This is a genomic window from Campylobacter australis, assembly GCF_050586305.1.
In the GTDB taxonomy this organism is placed as follows: Bacteria; Campylobacterota; Campylobacteria; order Campylobacterales; family Campylobacteraceae; genus Campylobacter_A.
In genome coordinates, this window is sequence record NZ_JAXUAA010000012.1 from 1 (window position 1) to 19,066 (window position 19,066).

The following is a 19,066-nucleotide window of genomic DNA, read 5'->3' on the forward strand; positions in this document are numbered from 1 at the left end:
TAATATAAGTCTATATTTCAATATATAAAAATTAAGATTTACTAATCTAAAAAAGAGATACTTTTACTTTATTGTCTATCTATATATTTAGTATTTATCTTTTTAGTATGTAAAAATTTAAAAATATAAAATACTAAATATATTAATATAAACTTAAAAATATATTTTTTATTATAAAAAATGATTTTTATAAAATAAATTTTGCAAAAAATATATAAATTTTGATAAATTTCTCATCTTTTCAGTAAAATTTAATAAAAATCGTATTATTATTCATTAAATCAATCATAAATAAAATATCTAGTTTTATTTTAAAAGAAAGGAAGGTTCTTATGGAGTTTTTGGTTTTAACTTTAATCTTCATCTCGGCGTTTTTACTCTTGTTTAAACCTGAGAAGCGGGCATTGGCGACTGGGCTAGCCATAGCCAGTGCAGTTATCTCCATCGCGATGGAGTTTTATGTAAATTTGTGGGTCGTCGTGCCTATTGGCAACTATTAAGGGGGGAGAAAATGCAAAATTTATCGCTAAATAACGATGAACAAAATTTCTTTAATATGATGTCACTTGCGGCTCTTGCACTCATCGCCTTGCCAGTTGGTATAGCTTGTATCGTTCTTGGATTTGGCATGGGGGATAGTCCGTGCATTATGTGTTGGTCAGAGCGCATAACGATGATATTTATCGCACTTATCGCGCTTTTTATCGTCCGTTATGGTCCAAAGCGCACCTATCTTGCTGCACTTATTTTAATGACTTGCCGTGGGCTTTATAATGGTTTTATTCACTATAGCATTGACGGCACATTTGGTGGATACCTTGATATCAAGCAAGGCTTTGGTATTGAAATTTTAGGTGCACATACGCAGTTTTGGGTAATGGTCGTAAATTTCTGCGTCCTTATATTTTTATCGCTTATTATATTGTTTGGTAAAAATTTGGGCGAGATAATGGCAAAAAGCGAGCGTGGCGAATACGGCAAATTCGTGCCATTTTTACCAGTTGGTAAGATCGCTACGATGGTTTTTGTAGTTATCGTTGGAGCAAACTGCATCCAAGCCTTCATCACATCTGGTGTACCACCATACCTTGGATCATCAACACCGCCAAGAATGAGCCTAGATCCTAGCAAGTGGTTCTGGGAGAAAGATCACTGGGAGAGCGCATTAGATTACAAATTTGACTGGAACCCAGAGCTTCCAGACCTGCCAAAATAAGGAGTAGAGAATGAAAAAAATAATATACACAACACTCTTAGCAACTCTTGCTTTTGGCTTTGAGTTTGATATGGATAGTAAAAACGGAGCGTTTGAAAACATCAAAATTTTAACGCCAAGCAGCAGTTTAGTGCTAAAAATGCAAAACAACAACCCTATAACTGGGGCTGACTATGACGAGGGTAAAAAGCAGTTTGCACTCTGCTCTTTGGAGAATGAATTTTATATAGCAGACGAGAATTTAAATCCACAAAGATATGCACAGCACGACCGCCACTTTATGCTTGAGCTTGAAAAGACAGTGGGGGTTACTTGGTATAAAGGTGCTGTTGGAATGATAAGCTATAACAAATCCTTTGTCTTTTATGAGCCAGTCGATGGGCTGAGCAAAGAGGAGCAAAACGATCAGTGGCGACACATGCTAGCTGGCTGGGATAAATTTAAGCTTAGCGAGGACGGCAAGGGTCGCTTTTCAACGCTTCGCGCAAAACAGCAGTACATTTTGGGCTGGGAGTATGATGCAGCAAGTAATAGATTTGTAACCGCATCAGTGCCAAACGATGTTCGCCCAAGCTGGAGTATAGCTGTGTTTGATGGCAGTGATAAGATGATTTTAGAGGAGTATGTGCCTGCTGTGAGTGAAAATTTAAAGCTAAAAGACGGTAAGGATATTTCAAACTATTATATAACTGGCATGGATTTGCAAGGCGACGATTTATATCTGCTTAGCAAAAATTACTCAACGATTTTGAAGTTAAATTTAAAAACAAAACAGATTGAAGATGCGGTGGGTTTTGATAATATCGCAAACCCGAGAGCCCTAGCGATAAAAGATGGCAAATTTCATATCTTTGCCCGCGAGGGAAGTGACAATAAAGTCTATATTTTTGATATGAAATAACCTTAAAGAAGGAGAAAATATGCAAAGACGCTCATTTTTAAAAGGTGTTGGAGCTGGTGCTATCGTAGCTGGCACCTCCCCGAGCCTGTTTGGCATGGAGCAGTTTGAAGTAGATTTTAACCCAAAATCCTACAAAAACGAAAATGGCGTGGAGTATCACTATCTGACCTGCCCTAGAAACTGCCGAGACGCCTGTTCTATGATCGCAGAGGTCAAAGATGGTAAGATGGTAAGTATCAAAGGCGATCCAAAGCACCCGCTTACGCAAGGCACGGTCTGCGTTAAGGGTCATACCTACGCCATGCACCTATATAATGCCGACCGCATTATGTATCCGATGAAGCGCGTAGGCAAAAAGGGCGAGGGCAAATGGGAGCGCATCAGCTGGGATCAAGCGCTAAAAGAGATTGCTGCAAAGCTAACTGAGATAAAAGAGAAATTTGGCGGTGAAGCACTGACCGAGTTTGTCTATTCTGGAAATGAAGGACACATCTCAAAGACAATCGCGCCGGGAAATTTCTTAGAAAAATATGGTGCAACAAGACTTGTTCGCAACCCATGTGACTGGCCAAGATATGCTGGCACTCCAAGTGTTATCGGCACTGATTTTTCAAAAGATGCTCTTGAAGTTGATGAGAGCGATATGTATATCAGTTGGGGCTCAAACGAAGCTTATACTGCGGTGCACTGGGTAAGATTTGCCCACCGTGTTAAAAAAAGAGGCGGCAAGATCATCGTTATAAACTCAGTTCGTGTGCCACTGGCAAATCAAGCTGATATGTTTATCCAGCTTCGTCCATCAAGCGATCCAGCCTTTTGTCTAGCGGTTTGCAAGGTGCTTATAGAGGAGGATCTTTATGATCACGAATTTGTAGAAAAATATACAATGGGCTTTGACGAGCTTGTTAAAGAGTGCTCACTTTATACTTACGGCGAGTTGGCTGCGATGTGTGGTGCGAGTGTAGATCAGATTAAGGTATTTGCTCGTGAATACGCTCACGCAAAGGCACCAGCCATTATGCACGGAGATGGCGGTCAAAGACACTTTAACGGCGCAAGGCTTGTTCGTGCGGTTACATTCTTGCCAGTTTTGGTTGGCTCGCTGACTAAGCTTGGTGGCGGACTTTTCTGGGCCTATGTGCATGTGAAAGGCTGCTTTAACTTCGCAAACTGCATGCCAGATCTATCACCAAAAGACAAAGACGGCAATAAGATAGAGCGTCAAGAGATAAGTTATATAGAATTTGGCAAAGGCATACAAAAAGAGGGAGCAACATATCTTGACAAGCCAGTTCCAGTGCCGATAAAAGCCTGTATCCACTACAACTCAAATTTAATGGTAACTGCACCAAATACAAATTTGATTAAAAAACGCATTATGGACGATGACTTTTTCTTAGTTGTTATTGATCCATATGACATTGACACTTGCGATTATGCTGACTATGTGCTTCCAGGCGTTACATTTATGGAGAGCGAAGATATACAAAATGACCAAATTTCAGGCTATGTCTGCTACAACGCCCAAGCGGTTAAGCCACTTGGTGAAGCTAAGACAAATTTAGAGTTCTTTAACGCTTTAGCAAAAGCTATGGGTTATACAGAAGAGTGCTTTAATTGGGATAGTGAGACGGTTTGTCGTCGCTTTTTAGATACAGAATTTGCCAAAAAGCAAAATATCACTTACGAAAAGCTAAAAAGTGTTGGCTGGATCAAGCCATTTAGGACGCCAGAGACGATGAAAGATCAGTTCCCTTACTATCCTTATGCACCAAAAGATAAGCTAGTATTTGGAACTGAAAGTGGCAAAGCGGAGCTATACTCTAAGACCTTTAAAGATGCTGGTTATCATCCTGTAATTGATTTAAATGACGATTGGGATTATTACAATGAAAAATACGGCAAAGACTATATTAAAAAGTATCCGCTTTATTTTATGACGCCAGGAACACAGCTACAAGATAACTCAAACTGGGGAAATATGCCATATATCATCAAGCGTGTCATCGTAAAAGGCAACGCTGAGCTGTTTATGACAAAAGAAGATATGGATGCTCGTGGTATCAAAAACGGCGACACGGTTGAAGCTACAAACGAAAAGGGAACAGCGGTATTTACAGCTGTTGAGACATCTCAGATGAAACCTGGAATTTGCTATGCTTGGAATAATATCTGGGTAAAAGTAACCAAATCTCGCACAGGAGCAAATATCCTTTGCTCTGATGGCGTTAGCGACTTAGGTAATGGCTCGACATATACAGCAAGTTTTTGCGAAGTAAGAAAAGCCGCAAAACAGGAGGCATAAAATGCAAACAAAGAGAAAATTAGGATTTTTATTTGACTACAACTTTTGTATCGGTTGCAAGGCGTGTGAAATTTCTTGTCAAGTTTATCACAACCAACATCCAGATATAAACTGGCGACATGTTGATATGATGCTTATCCATGAAGATGGCATAGAAAAGGAAGTTTTCATCACCCACTCATGCCACCACTGCGACAATCCGGCTTGTATGGATGTCTGCCCTGTTGGCGCATATGAAAAGTTAGAAAACGGTATCGTCCAGCCACTTCACGACAAGTGCATAGGTTGCGGCTACTGCTTGCTTGGCTGTCCTTATGGTGCGATCACAAAAGGCTTTGACGGTAAAGCACAAAAATGCAACCTTTGTGCTGAAAGGATCGAACGAGGCGAAGAGCCAGCGTGTGTGGCAGGATGTCCGTGTAGCGTGCTAAAACTAGAAGATAGTGATGTTAGCGACAGCGCTGGAATGAGTAAGGAGATGCCAGGCTTTAAGCACTTCTTTACCAAGCCAAATGTTCGCTTCTATCCAAGAATGAAACGCAACAACTTCATTCACTAAAAGGATAAAAGATGCAAGTTTTACAAAATAGCCTTGTGATAGAAGATATCTTGCGAAGGGTTTTTTTAGCAAATTTTGATGAACAAAATTTAGTTCAGATTTGCGAGTTGGCAGATGGTTTGGAGTCAAAATTTCAAAATCACACCTTTATCGCTGAGCTTAAAAAATGTAACCAAAACAAAGAGCTAACAGACGAAGCAAGATACGAATACAACACGCTTTTTGTAGGTCCTCGCCGTCCAAAAGCACTGCCTTATGAGTCGGCTTACTTTGACTACAAAACGCTTTTTGGGGCACACACGATGGAAGTTAGAGAAATTTATAAACAGGCTGGGCTTCGCGTTGAGGCTGAGAAATTTGATAAATTTCCAGATGATTTTATCGGCTATGAGCTTCAATTTTTGTATTTTCTAAGCTTTCAAGCACTTGGCTTTTTGCAAAACGAGCAACAGGAGAAATTTTACGAGTGTCTAAGACAAAAAGCTGAGTTTATCGATACACATCCTAGTAAATGGTTTTTAGAATTTGCTAGCAGATGTGGCGAAAATGCAAAGCTTGACATTTGGAAGGCTTTTGCTGAGTTTTTACCGCTTTATTTACAAGATGAGCAGGTAAATTTAACCAAAATTTTGGCAATTGCTAAATAAATTAAAAAGGAAATAAGATGCAACAAGAAACTTGGGGATGGCTGATTGTCATCTATCTATTTTTAGGCGGTCTTGGTGCTGGAGCATTTTTGTGTTCAGCTCTGGCTTACAAAGGCGTTTTTGGAGCGATAAATGAGCGATTTTATAAATTTGGCTTTTTACTTGCCCCTGTCGCTGTTATCGTTGGAACGCTCTTGCTTGTCTTTGACTTAGCGCCAAGCGCAGCGATAAATCCATTTAAAATTTTGCAACTTTACACTGCGCCAACTTCGATGATGAGCATCGGTACATATTTGCTTACATTTTTCATCATCGTTAGCCTTATTGTGCTTTTGCAGATGAAAAGTGGCAAAATTTGTAGTCATATTTTAGCTCTTGGGTCACTTTTGGCTCTTGGCGTTATGGGATATACTGGACTTTTGCTTTATGTTGTTAAGGCGATCCCGCTTTGGGCTAGTGTGTGGCTACCGATACTATTTACAATCTCAGCTATATCAACTGGACTTAGCGCAAATGCTATTACTACACTAAATGCAGGGCATAACCTGACTCACGGTGTGCATAAATTTCATACCTATCTAGTTGCGCTTGAGATCATCGCTGTAATTATGCTATTTGCAGTAGTTAGTAACGAAGCAGCAGGATATACTAGTGTCAAGGCTATCACATCAGGAGCGTTGGCGCCTGTGTTTTGGATAGGATTTGTCGTGCTTGGTTTAATGCTTCCACTTATCGGTGGTGCTGATGTGTTCTTTGGCTCAAAATGTGTAGCCACAGCAAATGGCACATCATGCCAAGCAACAGATGCAAAAGGCAGTATTTTAAGTGAAATAGGCGTTCTTATCGGCGGATTTTGCCTAAGAGCGATTATAATTTTTGGAGCCTTTTACATCTTTTAGTTTTTGCCCCCTCCTTTAGTTTAATTTTTAAGCCAGATATTTTGTCTGGCTTATTTTATTAAATAATTTTTTAGTATTTTAAATTAAAAAAATTTTTATTTTTTTAATTAGTTTTTAAATTTAATTTTACTAAAATTTGACATAATATTTCTGCAAAATAAAGGAGAATAAATGCAAATTTTAGATCAAAATAAAATACTAGTTTTATTTGTAACCTGTGGAATAATACACTCTAATCTTTTGAGCGCAAATATATCTACGCAAGGAGTTCTAGGTGATATTCAAAGCTGGGAAACATCTGAATATAAAAGTTATTGGGGGCTAGAAAAAATAAACGCTTCAATAGCATATGCCATTGGTGCAAATGGAAGCGGTGTCAAACTTGGCATAGTTGACTCTGGTATGTTTTTATCACATCCTGAATTTTTAGGAGATAGAATATCTGCCATCTCTACAAATGGCAATTATTTCTTTGATGGTATGCGTTACCCAGATGCAGAAGTTGGAAATACAGATGTCTTAAAAGATAGACAAAATAAAGCAAAATTTCAAAAAGATGAGAAATTTAGTACAACAGGTAACTGGATAAAGGGCATAAATGATTCTCATGGAACTCATGTTGGTGGCACAATAGCAGCAAATCGTGACGGAAAAGGTATGCACGGAGTTGCCTGGGGTGCAAATTTAGTATCTGCAAATACTGGTGGAAGCGATGGGATGACATATGGACCTACTCAAGATTATGGTTATTTTAGTACTGTTTATCAATCACTTGCAAGTAGTGGAGTTAGAGCTATAAACAATAGTTGGGGAGCAAATAGAAAAGTAAATTCATCTTTTAGTGGTGCTCTTGGATTTACACAAGGTGAAAGCATTCCAGCAAAACCAAGTGATTATTTATATATTAAAGATTTAGATAATGCGAAAAAAGCATATTATCAGTTTATGGTAGTAGGACATAAGACTTGGTTAGATGCCGCTTATGAGGTTGCGGCAAATAACAAAATTATACAAGTTTTTACTGCTGGTAATAGAGATAAAATGCAAGAATCATATACCAGAGCGATGTTGCCATACTTTCGTCCAAATATAGAAAATTTATGGATAAATGTTACAGGTTCTACAGGTTCTGATTCACAAAGATTTAATATGCCTGGCCATTCAAAGTGGTGGAGTATAGCAGCGCCTAGTGAAAAAATAAATTCAACAACCGTAAGTGAAGATGGTAAAGATGGGTATGATCAATGGGATGGCACATCAATGGCAGCACCGCATGTTACAGGCGCTTTAGGCGTTATAATGTCCAGGTATACATATATGTCAAATGAACAAATTCGTGATGTTATGTTAACAACTGCTAGACAGATACAAGATTCTTTTAAAACAAGATCGGATGGAAGAAAAATACTAATTTCAGAATTTAAAGAGCTTGGAGTGCCAAATGAAAAATGGGGTTGGGGTATAGTTGATATAGGTAAGGCCATGTTTGGTCCTGGACAATTTTTAGGTAAATTTCATATTGTGATGAATAGTAATGACATATGGAGTAATGACATATCTGATGTGGCCTTAAAAGCAAGAAAAGCTGAAGACGAAAAAGATAAACAAGAATGGAAAATAAAAAAAGAAGAGCTTGATCTTAAAAGAAAAAATGGTAATCTAAGCAAAGAAGAAAGTATAGAATATGATATACAAACAGCAAGAGAAATGGCTAGAAATGAAAGAGAGGAGATAAATTATCAAGGATATCTTATTAAAAGTGGAAAAGGCACTTTAACTTTAACTGGAACAAATACATATACAGGAGATACGATAATAAATGGTGGTAAAATAATAGCACTTAATCAATCTTTATCTAGCAGTAATGTTATAGTAAATAATGGTGGTTCACTTCAAATAGAAAAAGAACTAATGACAAAAACCGTAACTACTAAATCCAAATACAATCAAGCATATGTTTTTAAAGATATAAAAACAAAGAGCATGCCACAAAAGATAAATGCCATAATAAACCAAGGTGGCAGATTTGTCTTATCTAAGACAGATAGTGAAAATGTAAATGTAAAATTTGAAAATGGTTCAATTATTGGCATTTCACCAGAATTTGATGAACTTATTTTGTTAAGAAAGGATGCAACAAAGACAAAAAACTATTCTACAAGTGGTGAATTTAAGGGATATGACAATGCTTTAGTAGATGATTATGCACTTTTTAGTCTTATAAAGAATTTTAGTAATAATAAGCTTTCAATAGAGCTTAAAAAAGGCATTGACATAGTTGATCTTGCTGGTTCAAAAAATGAAAATATTATAGCTTCTGTTATACAAAATTCTGAAAATTTCAAGCATACTTCTATATCAAATACTGTATTTAGAGCCGCTTCAGCTACAAATACTATTCAAACAAGCGATCTTTATAGGAATTTCTTATTTGCTACCACTCAAGAGGCAAAAGATACACTAAAAACATTAGCAAATGAATCAAATTTTGCAGCTCAAAATTCATCAATAATAAATACAATTTTATTAGAAAATTCTATTTTAAAAGATAGTGATTTAAATCGTATTGTTAAGCAAGAAAATGGTGTTTCGTTTTGGACTGATACATTTGCAAACAAGATATCTTATAGAAAGATTAGTGCGAAATCAAAATCATACTCACAAATATTTGGTGCAGATTCAAATATAAATGAGAATATAAAAATAGGTGCTTTAATAGGGTTAGAAAAAATGGATACTAGTATGCAAGGAAAAGATGAGTATAAAAATCACAGTTCAAAATTTGGATTTTATACAAAGTCTAATTTCAGTAATTTATTAATAAATGCAGGAGTTATTTATGCAAATACTGATCGCAAAAAGCAGCCAACATCAATAATTATTAATCATATATCTTCACAAAGAGTTAAGAGTAAAGAAAAAACATTACTAACATATGCCAATGCTGGATATGATTTTGCACAAAACAATATCTCTTTGAGACCACATGTTGGAATTAGTTATATAAATTCAAAAATAGATGGAATGAATGAAAAAGTAGGACCATATAATATTGGTATTTATAAAGATAGCAGAGATTTGGGATTTGCTACTATTGGCTTAAATACACAAGCTCAAATTAAAAAACTTGTAGTAAATGCAAATTTTCTATATGGACATTTTTTCAGCCAAAAAAGCCCAGCTTTAAGAATTAATTTAGCTGATGCTGGATTTGCAGATCTGAAGGGCGAAGAACTTAGAGATATTGGCTCTATTGATTTAGGATTGGGTTTTACAGTATTTAAAGACGCTACTGTAAATTTATCTTATGTAGGAGTTTTAGGGGATAATATCAAATCAAATGGATTAAATATCCAATTTAAGTTATTCTTTTAACTTATTTAGCAAAAATTATTATTAGGTAAGATATAATAACATCTTACCTTGCCATTTTGTCGTTTGGAGAAATTTTGAAATTTAGTGAGTTTAAAGAGCAAAATATCGCAAACTACGGCTTTTTTGAAGCTGAGGAGCGAAGTCATAAGGAGTTTATCCGCCTTTCGTTTAACGAGTTTTTATCTGCTGGAGGCAATACTTCGTGGCAACTTAACATAGATGAAAAAAGGTTAAACTCATATCCAAATTTTACCCAAAAGCATCAAATTTGTATCTCGCACGCTAAATTTCAAAATGCCTTTTTTCAGTTTAGGATATGTTGTGAAAATACGACAAATTCGCTTGGATACAGACTTTTTACAGCACTTAGTCCTGATGTTTTAGACCTTGTGAGTGAAAATATCGCAAAGAGTGATGAGATAGCTATGATACTAAAAGAAGGGCTTTTGGCTAAGTTTAGCTTTATCTCAAAGTGTGGATGGTGGATAACAGATACTTGGCGTGATCTTTACACGATAAATAAACAAAGTGAGAGCGCTAGCTTTATAAAAGAGATCATAAATGCTAACTTTAGCACTTCTATGCTTGAGGTAAATGAGCTTTTACTTAGCGCGCAAAATAGTGGCGAGCTAGATGAGATAATGGCAAAATGCAAGACCTTTGGGTAGAAATTTTAAACAAAAAATAGTAAAATAGCTGGCTTAAAGGAGAAAAATGAGAAATTTTAACCTTAGTCAAATTTCACAAAAGCTAAAATTTTGTCTATCGCTACTTTTAAAGATTAAAGACAAAGAGCTAATGCACTACGCTTCAAGCCTTAGCTTTCACACGATACTTTCGATAATCCCTGTGCTTTTGGTATCGTTTTCTATATTTACGCAGATGCCTAGTTTTGGGATATATTATGATAAGATAAAGGAGTTTATATTTTCATCGCTTTTGCCAAGCAACCAAGAGATGATCACTGAATATATCGAGAAATTTCTTGCTAATAGCTCCACTCTTGGCATGCTAGGACTTGGCGCTATCATCTTTACTTCGCTTATGTTTTTTATGGACTATGAGTATATTATCAATAAAATTATGCGTTGCGAAGGGCGTGGGTTTTTCCGCTCGCTTAGCGTGTATTGGACGCTGATAACGCTCGCTCCTATCGGACTTGGGCTTAGCTTTTATCTATCAAATTTACTTCAAGAACTACTAAACTCGACCCAATACACAAGCTGGATAAATTTTTTAAGCATTTTTCCATATTTTATCATCTGGGTGATATTTTGTATCACATATCTTATCTCGGTTAGCCGTCAGATAGCACTTAAAAATGCGCTATTTAGCTCATTTATCGCATCATTCATCTGGTATCTTGGTAAGAGTATTTTTGTATTTTACGCGGTAAATAACAAGACTTATTTAAGCGTTTATGGCTCATTTTCGGTGGTTTTGCTCTTTTTTGTATGGATTTATGTATCGTGGATAATCTATCTTTACGGCGTGAAACTATGTAGCTTTTTAGAGCTTAGAGATGATGAAAAAAGGGCGATAGAAAGCTAATCGCCCTTAAATTTTAAATAGCAAATTTATTCAAATATAGCCACGACATTTTTGCCATTTTCTCTTGTGGCTATGTAAAATTTACCGTCTTTTATAGCTAGCCCATGAGCGTCGCTAGCTCCGCTAAATCCAAATACTTCAACCACTTTTCTAGTACGCGGATCAAGCTTTAATATACTTGAATACTGCTTTGAAAGCAGGTAGATAAACTCACCATTTGCATCCATGCCAGTGATGTAATAATCATCTATTGTGCGATCTTGTTTCACGCCCAAAGCCTCATCAAAGCTTGGCACAAACTCTGTTGAGAGCATATTATCACTATCGCTAAAACTTGCGATACTCCAATTTGTTTTTATGTCATCAGGCACGCTTGCTACAAAAAACTCACCATAAAATTTTGAGTGATCCCATGATAAGATAAACTGCTGTTTAGCCCGCACGGTGTAGTAGCGATCCTTAAAATCAAGTGTGAAATTTTCATACCCTTCAAGCAGATATCGCCAAGCTTTGTTGGCTTCATCTTTGCTTTGATTAGGAGCGTGTTTAAAAAACTCATAGGTTTTGTTATAGCTTATGATACCGATCGAGCCGTTAAAAAACGCTACCGATACTCCGTCTTCCATCTGTATTATCCAGTCTTTTGTACTTCGTAGGTAGGTTTTTACGCTTTGCAAGCTCTCATCAAGCGTGTAAAGTCCTAAATTTAGCGTACCGACTAAAAATGTCTTACTCTCTTCATCATAATCAAGCCCAGAAACAGGCGTATTATCATTTAGTCTTAGCTCAACCATACCCGTTTGTTTTAGCTCTTTTAAATTTTCAACCGCACCTTTTTTAAAGTCAAGCTCAAACTCATCTGCAAAAGCAAATGCAAAAAGTGTAAAAAATAATATAAACTTTCTCATCACGCTCTCCTATTTTGGCAAATTTGGAAGTTTTGGATTCCAACTCTCGCGGAAATCTATCTCTGTTTCATACCAGTGATCTAGCTCCCAAAACCACTTGCTAGGATCTAGGCTCATTCGTGATGGTGTAGCAGAGGCGTTATATGGTGGCGGACCTGCGGTGATAAAGGCTTGGACTAGGTTAAAACCCATAATCACAACAAAAACCACAACTGCAACTTTACCAAGCATAAAACTAGGCAAAACTTCGCCATATGCACCGCTTTCGCTTTTTGCCATGATTGAGCCCACATTTTTACCAAGAAGCAGTATCACACCTAAAAATAAAAATACGCAAAAATGCACCACTACGACCCAAAACTGCGTGTGAGCACCTAAAATTTCAAGCCCAAAGCCTTGCTTGATATCTAAATATCCGCCGTAAAGCCCATCAAGACTATAATGTGTAAATCCATCATAAAGTCCAAGGCAAGTTAAAAACAATATGGCTGCTAAGTATTTTACCTTAAAGCCATATCGCACTACAAGAAGTGCTACAAATGAGATCGCAACCATGCAAAATCTCTCATGCCAGCACATAATGCAAGGGCTATCTCCCATGCCAAAGCCAAGTATGATGCACGCGATACCAACAGGAAGTGCGACTAGCGCTAGTGCTGCAAGTGCGAAAAGGTTAAAAAACCACTTTTCATCATCGCCCCAAGTTTTTAGCTCATTTTGCATAGTTTCCTCCTAGAAATTTCCCATTGGCAAGACGGTAAATTTATTTACCCATGCCATCATAAAGACAAGTATTACGATACCAACGATACCAAAATTTACGACTGCGGACTTTTTTTCTGGTTTTAGCCATAAAAATAGCCCAGCGATGAAAAACATCAAAACCATGATAAATTCCATTTTAGCCTCCTATTAAGAAAGTATTTAAGATAAATATACTCTTATGAATATTAAAATTTAATAAATTTTTAAATATTTTTTTCAAAAAACTAAAATTTATCGTAGTAAAATTTAAAAAATGTATTTTTAAAAGAAATTTTATGTATTTTAAGGTCTAATTTATCAAACAGGCTGGTTCGCTGTTATATGGTGTAAGCCCATAGTCAGCTGAACTAATATCCCAAAGATCAAGGTTCGCACGTCGTGAGATGATGTATTCAAAACCCTTTTGATTAAGCTCTAAAAATATTAAAAATTCACCATCATTTTTACAAACCACACTATCAAAAAAGTGCGAAAAGTATGTGATAGCTGTATTTTCTTGATGTAGTGACTGGTTTAGCATAAGCTCTAAGTTGGATAAAATTTTAAAAAAGCTCTGTGGTTTGTCAAATCTACCAAAACGCTCGTAATATCTTGCCAAATTTTCATCGTTTAGCACGATATTTTTGGTGTAATTTTTTAGAATTTGCTCATAGATAATGCCAAAAAGCATGACCTGTGCATTTTGGTTTTCGCTTACTCTTTTTGCCCCACTTTCTTGTACTACAAAGCCATCTTTTACCTGAAATTTTTCATTTTTATAGTAAAAATTTAAATTTGAAATTTCTTGTTCAAAGCGTTTTTTGCGACTAAATGGGACATACTCAAAAACACCCATTTTCTCAAGTATTGCAGACGCTTTTATACCACCATCAAGGTCGTGTTGCATAAAGTAGCGAACAAAACTGCCTTGTTCTGCTGAAAAATCACTTAAATACTCTATCTTATCCAAGTATGCACAGCGATAAAGTTTTACAAACTCAGCATTTAGTCTAATATTTATCTCTTCTGGCAAGTCTGCATATTTTTCACTTACAGCAGTATCGATAAATTCAACTATATTCATCTGCTTATCTATCTTGTCTTTTACTATGATACTTATTGTCACCTCTTGCATCTCGCAAAGCCGTTTTATCGTATCGGTAGCACTTTTTGTTATATCGGTTTTAAATTTTTTAGCTAGATCGGATTTTTTAATATTAAGCGTAAAGTCGCCATTTTTGAGCTTATTTTGCGTATAAAGCATGTAAAGACACTGTTCATAAATTAGCAAATGAGAATATGTAAGAAATATATTTTCAACCGATATAATGTAGTAGCAACGAGTTATAGATAAACGCTTGTTGTTTGAGATAAAATTTGAGTAAAGCTTACCACTATTGTTTGGGTAAAGCTTAAAAATATCGTAACTTTCTAAAAAAATATTCTCCATTCTAGCTTCCTAAAATTTAGTTACTAGATATTATATTTTAATTTTCATTAAAAATATGTAAAATTGCACACTTAAAATAGAAGTGCTGTTACATAAATTTTAAGCTTTTTGAAAAATAAAAAATAAAGACAAGTCATAGTAATAATATTGGAAAATAATATTACTATGACTTATAGTCTATGGACATATGCTTTCTTAATTTAATATACTTTCAAATTAGCGAGGTTAAAAAATGATTAGAGAAATTTTTAGTAAAAATATCCGTAAATATCGTGCAAATTTAGGTATTTCACAAGAAAAACTGTCTGAGCTTTGCGATCTTCATCAAACCTATATAAGTAGCATTGAGTGCAATAAAAGAAATGTTTCAATAGACAATATAGAAAAGATAGCAGATGCCTTAAAAATTGAACCATATAAATTGTTCTTAAAGGATGTATAATGCAAAGAAACAGATCGCAAGGCTGGACACATGCTAAATTATCGGGACATAAAAATGAAGAAAATATTAAAAATTTACTACAAGAAAATATACAATTTCAATATGATTTTTTAAGTAAAATAGATAAAAAAGATGCAAAGATAGTTCAAATACAAATTGGAGGACTCCATGAGAGTCAAGTTAGTGGCGTTTTAGATAAACCAACAAAATCAAAAACGGATCTAAAAATAAAATTTTTAAGTGGAGAAAATGTAAAAATCTCAATCAAAAAAAGCTTGTCTGGTCAAGTTTATTTTGTTGGAGCTGAAAATTTTATTTCTATTTTTGAAAAACATTTTTATAAAATTTCAAATGAAGTTAAAAGATCTATAAGGCTATTTTGGGCTGCAGCAGAAGATGCTAAACAGATAATTAGTGAGTTTGCAGACAAAAGTAATGTAAAAATTTACAATTCTCAAATAAAACACAAAAGCCTAAATGCTAATACGCTTAAAAATTACAATGAAAATTTATATATAGGCTTACTTTCATGGTTTAAACAAAATTTAGAGCAAATCACGAAACTATCCTTTTCAATGGGAGCTGCTAGTGATGAGAGCGAATGGAGTGATTTTATTTGGTATATAAATACTTTAGGTGAAAATAGTGTGAATGAAATTTTTGATATACAAAAACTTTCTTTGGATGTTAAAAATTTACAAAATCAAGTTTTTTATGGCAATACAAATGGTGGCACGACGATACAATTACCGTTTGGTTTTGTACAATGGCATCAAGCTAAAATGCAATTTCATCATAACTTTGATAAGATTAAAAAGATTACTTCATAGCTTTTAGCATCTGTTTTGCTATTGCAAGTGATAGAAGTGGAGGAACAGCATTGCCTATACTTAATCTTTTTGTGCTATCGGAGCCATAAAATTTATAATCATCCGGAAAACTTTGAAGTCTAGCGCCCTCTCTTATGCTCATGGCGCGTGAGTCTCTTGGGTGTATGCACCTACTTGATGATGGGCATGCAAAATTTCTTGTTATGGTTGTTGATGGTCTATCCCACCATAGCTTGGCATAGGTGTTAGCATATCCACTTTTGGGTCGAATATGTTCTGGTAAATCATCTTTACTTTGACCATCTTTTAGAGTTTGCATTATTTTTATTAGATGTTCACCATTTTTTGGTGCAGTATGTTCTGTTAAAATTTCACTATCTTTTCTTACAAATTTTAAAAATTCATTACTAGATGAGCCAATATATTGTTCACTCTTTTCACCACTTTTTAAGATTGGCAAGTCACAAAAGGCATCTTTTAATGTTATAAAATTTTTTTCATTATGCGTTGGAGTTGGGTATTTAAATAAATTTTTCCCTAAAAATCCAACTAAAAATACACGCTCTCTAAACTGAGGCACTCCAAAATTAGCAGCATTTAAGACTTTAAATTTGAGTTTGTATCCAATATCTGCAAATTCATTTTGTATTTTTTCAAAAAGCCTTCCTTTATCCATACTTAAAATTCCAACTACATTTTCAAAAATAAATGCTTTTGGTTTTAGAATTTGCAAAATTCTTTTATACTGTAAAAATAAATTTGCCCGTTCATCCATTTGGCGCTTGCCAAGTGTAGAGTATGACTGGCACGGCGGACCTCCAACGATAATGTCAATATTTTGATCATTTAAAATTTCATCTAGTAACTTTTTGTTAATGTCACAAATGTTGCAATTTAACATCCTTACTTCAGGGTAATTAAGCATATAAGCTGTGGCAATATCTTTTTCTATCTCATTTGCAGCCAATATTTTAAATTCATTCATCTTAGAAAAGCCATAACTAAGACCTCCAACTCCAGCAAAAAGGTCAAGTATATTATATTGTTTCATTTAAATTCACTAAAATTTATTATAGATTTTTGATATTTTACACAAAAATGGATAAAAGTATGATTTTTATATGAAGAGGTGCTAGTCTCCTAGCACCTTGGAATTTTACAAGCTTACTTACTAAAAGCTTTTTCTACACTAAATGGAAACGCCTGATAGCCCATCGCATTTGTCATTTTGATCTCAACTGATGGCTCTTTTGCACCCCATTCAAACTCATTAATATGTGGGCTTGGAAGACCTACTGGGCGACCAGTTGCGATATCAAACTGCATACCAGCAACCGCTGAGTAAGCAAAGATTGAGTTTAAATCATCTTGATACTGAGTTAAAGATGTAACAGAGCTATACCACTCTGCACCACGCTCTTTGCCGTATTCCCAAACTTGCTCGACTGTTTTTGCCTTCTCATCTACTTTAAAGACTACCGCACGGCTGTATTTCATACCTGCAATAGCTGGTTGCTCAAAGCCCCTACTATCGCCGTTATCAAAGACGGTTAGATATACAACGCCTGGTTTTGACTTGCTGTCGATGCGAAATGCTGTGTGCTGAGTGTATTGCCAGTCAAAGCCGCCTTTATCACTCTCATATCCAGGGCATTTTGTGTATTCGTCTTCGCAAACGATCTTGTTGCCTTTGCTATCAACTGGCTGAAGAAGCTTATCTTTAAACTGATCTTTCCAGCCTTTGTGCCCGCCAATGATCCATTTTACTTTTTTATCGCGTCCGATTTTGATAACAGCATTTTGGTGGCGGCTTGAGATGATGATGCTATCGTCTGTTGGGTCGTGATCGACGCTATTTACATGAGCCCAGTTTCTACCAGGTCCAACGCCTACGATATCGCCCCATTTTTCCTGTGTATCCATCATCGCTAGCTCATCAGCACTTGCTGTATGACCTGCTTTGCTAGCATCGATATTTAGGCACACTGCACCTTGATCAAGCACTTTTATAACTGTATCTCTGTATGGATCAAGGATTTCATACAATCTCCAGTCATCAACAACATTGCCATCACGATCCACTTCAACTATCACATCGCGTACTGTTCGGACATTTCTGCCATCAGCGCGTTTTAGGTTAGCGTTTGCCACGCGAAGCAAGTAGTGTCCGTTATCCATCACATCCATAGAGTGCGAGAAGTCATTATACTGAGCTGGTAGTTCGCGGTTAAAAATTTCTCTACCCATGATGTCGTATTTTACATAGTGCTGTCCATAACCCCAAGTCATAGCACCATCTGGATTTTGCTTAAAGCCCATCATAACGCCAGCATTCATCGGAGTTTTTAGGTCGTAAATTTTGCTTGGCTCAAGATACCATCTGACTTCACCTTTGGTATCAAGCACGAAGTTGTTTGGAGTGTAGTTCCACTCTATCGCACCACCAGCTGGGTTGTTCCACACAACCTTTGTGCCTTTGCCGGTTTTATTTACGAAGTTATTTACATAATAAAGTCTGTTTGCAAACTTACCACTCGCAGCTTTTACGACTTCGATCTTATCAAAAAGTGGTCCTTTTTGATTTGGCATGCCTGTGCTTTCAAGATAGATAGCTGGAGCGTAAATTTTATAAGTTTCTTTTACTTTTTCTTCTTGACCCTTATAAATTTTAGTGTATTCAACCTCTACTGTATTTTGATAGTCTGGATACATACCAAAAACTGGGATACCGCCGTGAGTCCTGATATGCTTATCTGCAACTGCATAGCTGATAGTCTGTCCATCTTTTTTAGGAACGATAGTAACTTTGACATTTTTTATCGTAAAACCACCGCTTTTAATAACCGCTGTAAGTGGAGCGATATCATAAGGATTTACGACTACTTCGCCAAGTTTGCCAGGTATAGCATAGTCAATATGCGAACCGCTCGGACCGCCTATAGCAAGTGCATTTGTAGTAAAGCCACCAACTAAAATAGCAGCTAACGCAACTGAAGAAAGTGTTTTTTTCATAAATTTCTCCTTTATAAAATGTGTTTTTGTATTTACTTTCGAGTGTAATTATAAAACAGGTTAATCTTATAAAAATAACATAAATATTAAATAGTGCTTAAATATGTTTTTTACTATAAAAATTTTTAAAATTTTAGCTATTTTGATAGTCGATTTTAAATTTACTCTATTTTATATATAATTATGTAAGCATTTTACGGATTTTTAAAATTTTACTCTTAAAATTT

At 35.7% G+C, this 19,066-nt stretch carries 18 protein-coding genes; 12 read left to right on the forward strand and 6 right to left on the reverse strand.

Going from position 1 to position 19,066, the window contains the following annotated elements; all coding sequences use genetic code 11:
* Positions 1 to 332: 332 nt before the first annotated feature.
* The 10 genes from U5B17_RS09400 to U5B17_RS09445 all read left to right on the forward strand — a co-directional run bounded on the left by U5B17_RS09400 (position 333) and on the right by U5B17_RS09445 (position 11,453).
* Positions 333 to 500 carry a hypothetical protein gene (locus U5B17_RS09400; RefSeq protein ID WP_430805094.1) on the forward strand — a complete coding sequence of 56 codons (168 nt, stop codon included), beginning with the start codon at positions 333 to 335 and terminating at the stop codon, positions 498 to 500.
* An 11-nt stretch (positions 501 to 511) separates the two neighbouring features.
* Complete coding sequence (locus U5B17_RS09405) at positions 512 to 1,216, forward strand: disulfide bond formation protein B (protein WP_430805095.1); 705 nt, start codon at positions 512 to 514, stop codon at positions 1,214 to 1,216.
* Between the two features lie 10 nt (positions 1,217 to 1,226).
* Entirely contained in the window at positions 1,227 to 2,117 is an 891-nt protein-coding gene (locus U5B17_RS09410; protein WP_430805096.1) for a hypothetical protein, read from the forward strand.
* A gap of 19 nt (positions 2,118 to 2,136) precedes the next feature.
* A complete protein-coding gene (locus tag U5B17_RS09415) occupies positions 2,137 to 4,422 on the forward strand; it encodes a molybdopterin-containing oxidoreductase family protein (RefSeq protein ID WP_430805097.1) in 2,286 nt (761 codons plus the stop codon).
* A gap of 1 nt (position 4,423) precedes the next feature.
* Positions 4,424 to 4,981, forward strand: coding sequence for a 4Fe-4S dicluster domain-containing protein (locus U5B17_RS09420; RefSeq protein WP_430805098.1), 558 nt, complete (start codon positions 4,424 to 4,426; stop codon positions 4,979 to 4,981).
* Between the two features lie 11 nt (positions 4,982 to 4,992).
* Complete coding sequence (locus U5B17_RS09425; RefSeq protein WP_430805099.1) at positions 4,993 to 5,628, forward strand: TorD/DmsD family molecular chaperone; 636 nt, start codon at positions 4,993 to 4,995, stop codon at positions 5,626 to 5,628.
* A 17-nt stretch (positions 5,629 to 5,645) separates the two neighbouring features.
* Positions 5,646 to 6,527, forward strand: coding sequence for an NrfD/PsrC family molybdoenzyme membrane anchor subunit (gene nrfD / locus U5B17_RS09430; protein WP_430805100.1), 882 nt, complete (start codon positions 5,646 to 5,648; stop codon positions 6,525 to 6,527).
* Between the two features lie 171 nt (positions 6,528 to 6,698).
* A complete protein-coding gene (locus U5B17_RS09435) occupies positions 6,699 to 9,902 on the forward strand; it encodes a S8 family serine peptidase (RefSeq protein WP_430805101.1) in 3,204 nt (1,067 codons plus the stop codon).
* 74 nt (positions 9,903 to 9,976) lie between these two features.
* The gene (locus tag U5B17_RS09440) at positions 9,977 to 10,570 is read left to right on the forward strand and encodes an effector protein (RefSeq protein ID WP_430805102.1); all 594 of its coding nucleotides are present in this window, start codon (positions 9,977 to 9,979) and stop codon (positions 10,568 to 10,570) included.
* A 46-nt stretch (positions 10,571 to 10,616) separates the two neighbouring features.
* Positions 10,617 to 11,453: a YihY family inner membrane protein gene (locus tag U5B17_RS09445; protein WP_430805103.1), complete on the forward strand. Its 837-nt coding sequence runs from the start codon at positions 10,617 to 10,619 to the stop codon at positions 11,451 to 11,453.
* 26 nt (positions 11,454 to 11,479) lie between these two features.
* Here the strand turns inward: U5B17_RS09445 and U5B17_RS09450 are convergent, their stop codons facing one another.
* From U5B17_RS09450 to U5B17_RS09465, 4 genes are all read right to left on the reverse strand, one after another.
* On the reverse strand, positions 11,480 to 12,361 hold the full coding sequence (locus U5B17_RS09450) for a hypothetical protein (RefSeq protein WP_430805104.1): 882 nt from the start codon (positions 12,359 to 12,361) through the stop codon (positions 11,480 to 11,482).
* 9 nt (positions 12,362 to 12,370) lie between these two features.
* On the reverse strand, positions 12,371 to 13,084 hold the full coding sequence (locus U5B17_RS09455) for a disulfide bond formation protein B (protein ID WP_430805105.1): 714 nt from the start codon (positions 13,082 to 13,084) through the stop codon (positions 12,371 to 12,373).
* A 9-nt stretch (positions 13,085 to 13,093) separates the two neighbouring features.
* Entirely contained in the window at positions 13,094 to 13,261 is a 168-nt protein-coding gene (locus U5B17_RS09460; protein WP_430805106.1) for a hypothetical protein, read from the reverse strand.
* A 154-nt stretch (positions 13,262 to 13,415) separates the two neighbouring features.
* Complete coding sequence (locus tag U5B17_RS09465) at positions 13,416 to 14,555, reverse strand: hypothetical protein (protein ID WP_430805107.1); 1,140 nt, start codon at positions 14,553 to 14,555, stop codon at positions 13,416 to 13,418.
* A 232-nt stretch (positions 14,556 to 14,787) separates the two neighbouring features.
* Here U5B17_RS09465 and U5B17_RS09470 point away from each other — a divergent pair, with 232 nt between their 5' ends.
* Together U5B17_RS09470 and U5B17_RS09475 are read left to right on the forward strand one after the other, a co-directional pair.
* Positions 14,788 to 14,997 carry a helix-turn-helix domain-containing protein gene (locus U5B17_RS09470; RefSeq protein WP_430805108.1) on the forward strand — a complete coding sequence of 70 codons (210 nt, stop codon included), beginning with the start codon at positions 14,788 to 14,790 and terminating at the stop codon, positions 14,995 to 14,997.
* Entirely contained in the window at positions 14,997 to 15,827 is an 831-nt protein-coding gene (locus U5B17_RS09475) for a hypothetical protein (protein ID WP_430805109.1), read from the forward strand. Before U5B17_RS09470 ends, U5B17_RS09475 begins: the two co-directional genes overlap by 1 nt.
* Here the strand turns inward: U5B17_RS09475 and U5B17_RS09480 are convergent.
* Positions 15,817 to 16,878 carry a DNA cytosine methyltransferase gene (locus U5B17_RS09480; protein ID WP_430805110.1) on the reverse strand — a complete coding sequence of 354 codons (1,062 nt, stop codon included), beginning with the start codon at positions 16,876 to 16,878 and terminating at the stop codon, positions 15,817 to 15,819. The genes U5B17_RS09475 and U5B17_RS09480 overlap by 11 nt on opposite strands.
* 113 nt (positions 16,879 to 16,991) lie before the next feature.
* Entirely contained in the window at positions 16,992 to 18,839 is a 1,848-nt protein-coding gene (locus U5B17_RS09485; protein ID WP_430805111.1) for an aryl-sulfate sulfotransferase, read from the reverse strand.
* Positions 18,840 to 19,066 lie beyond the last annotated feature (227 nt).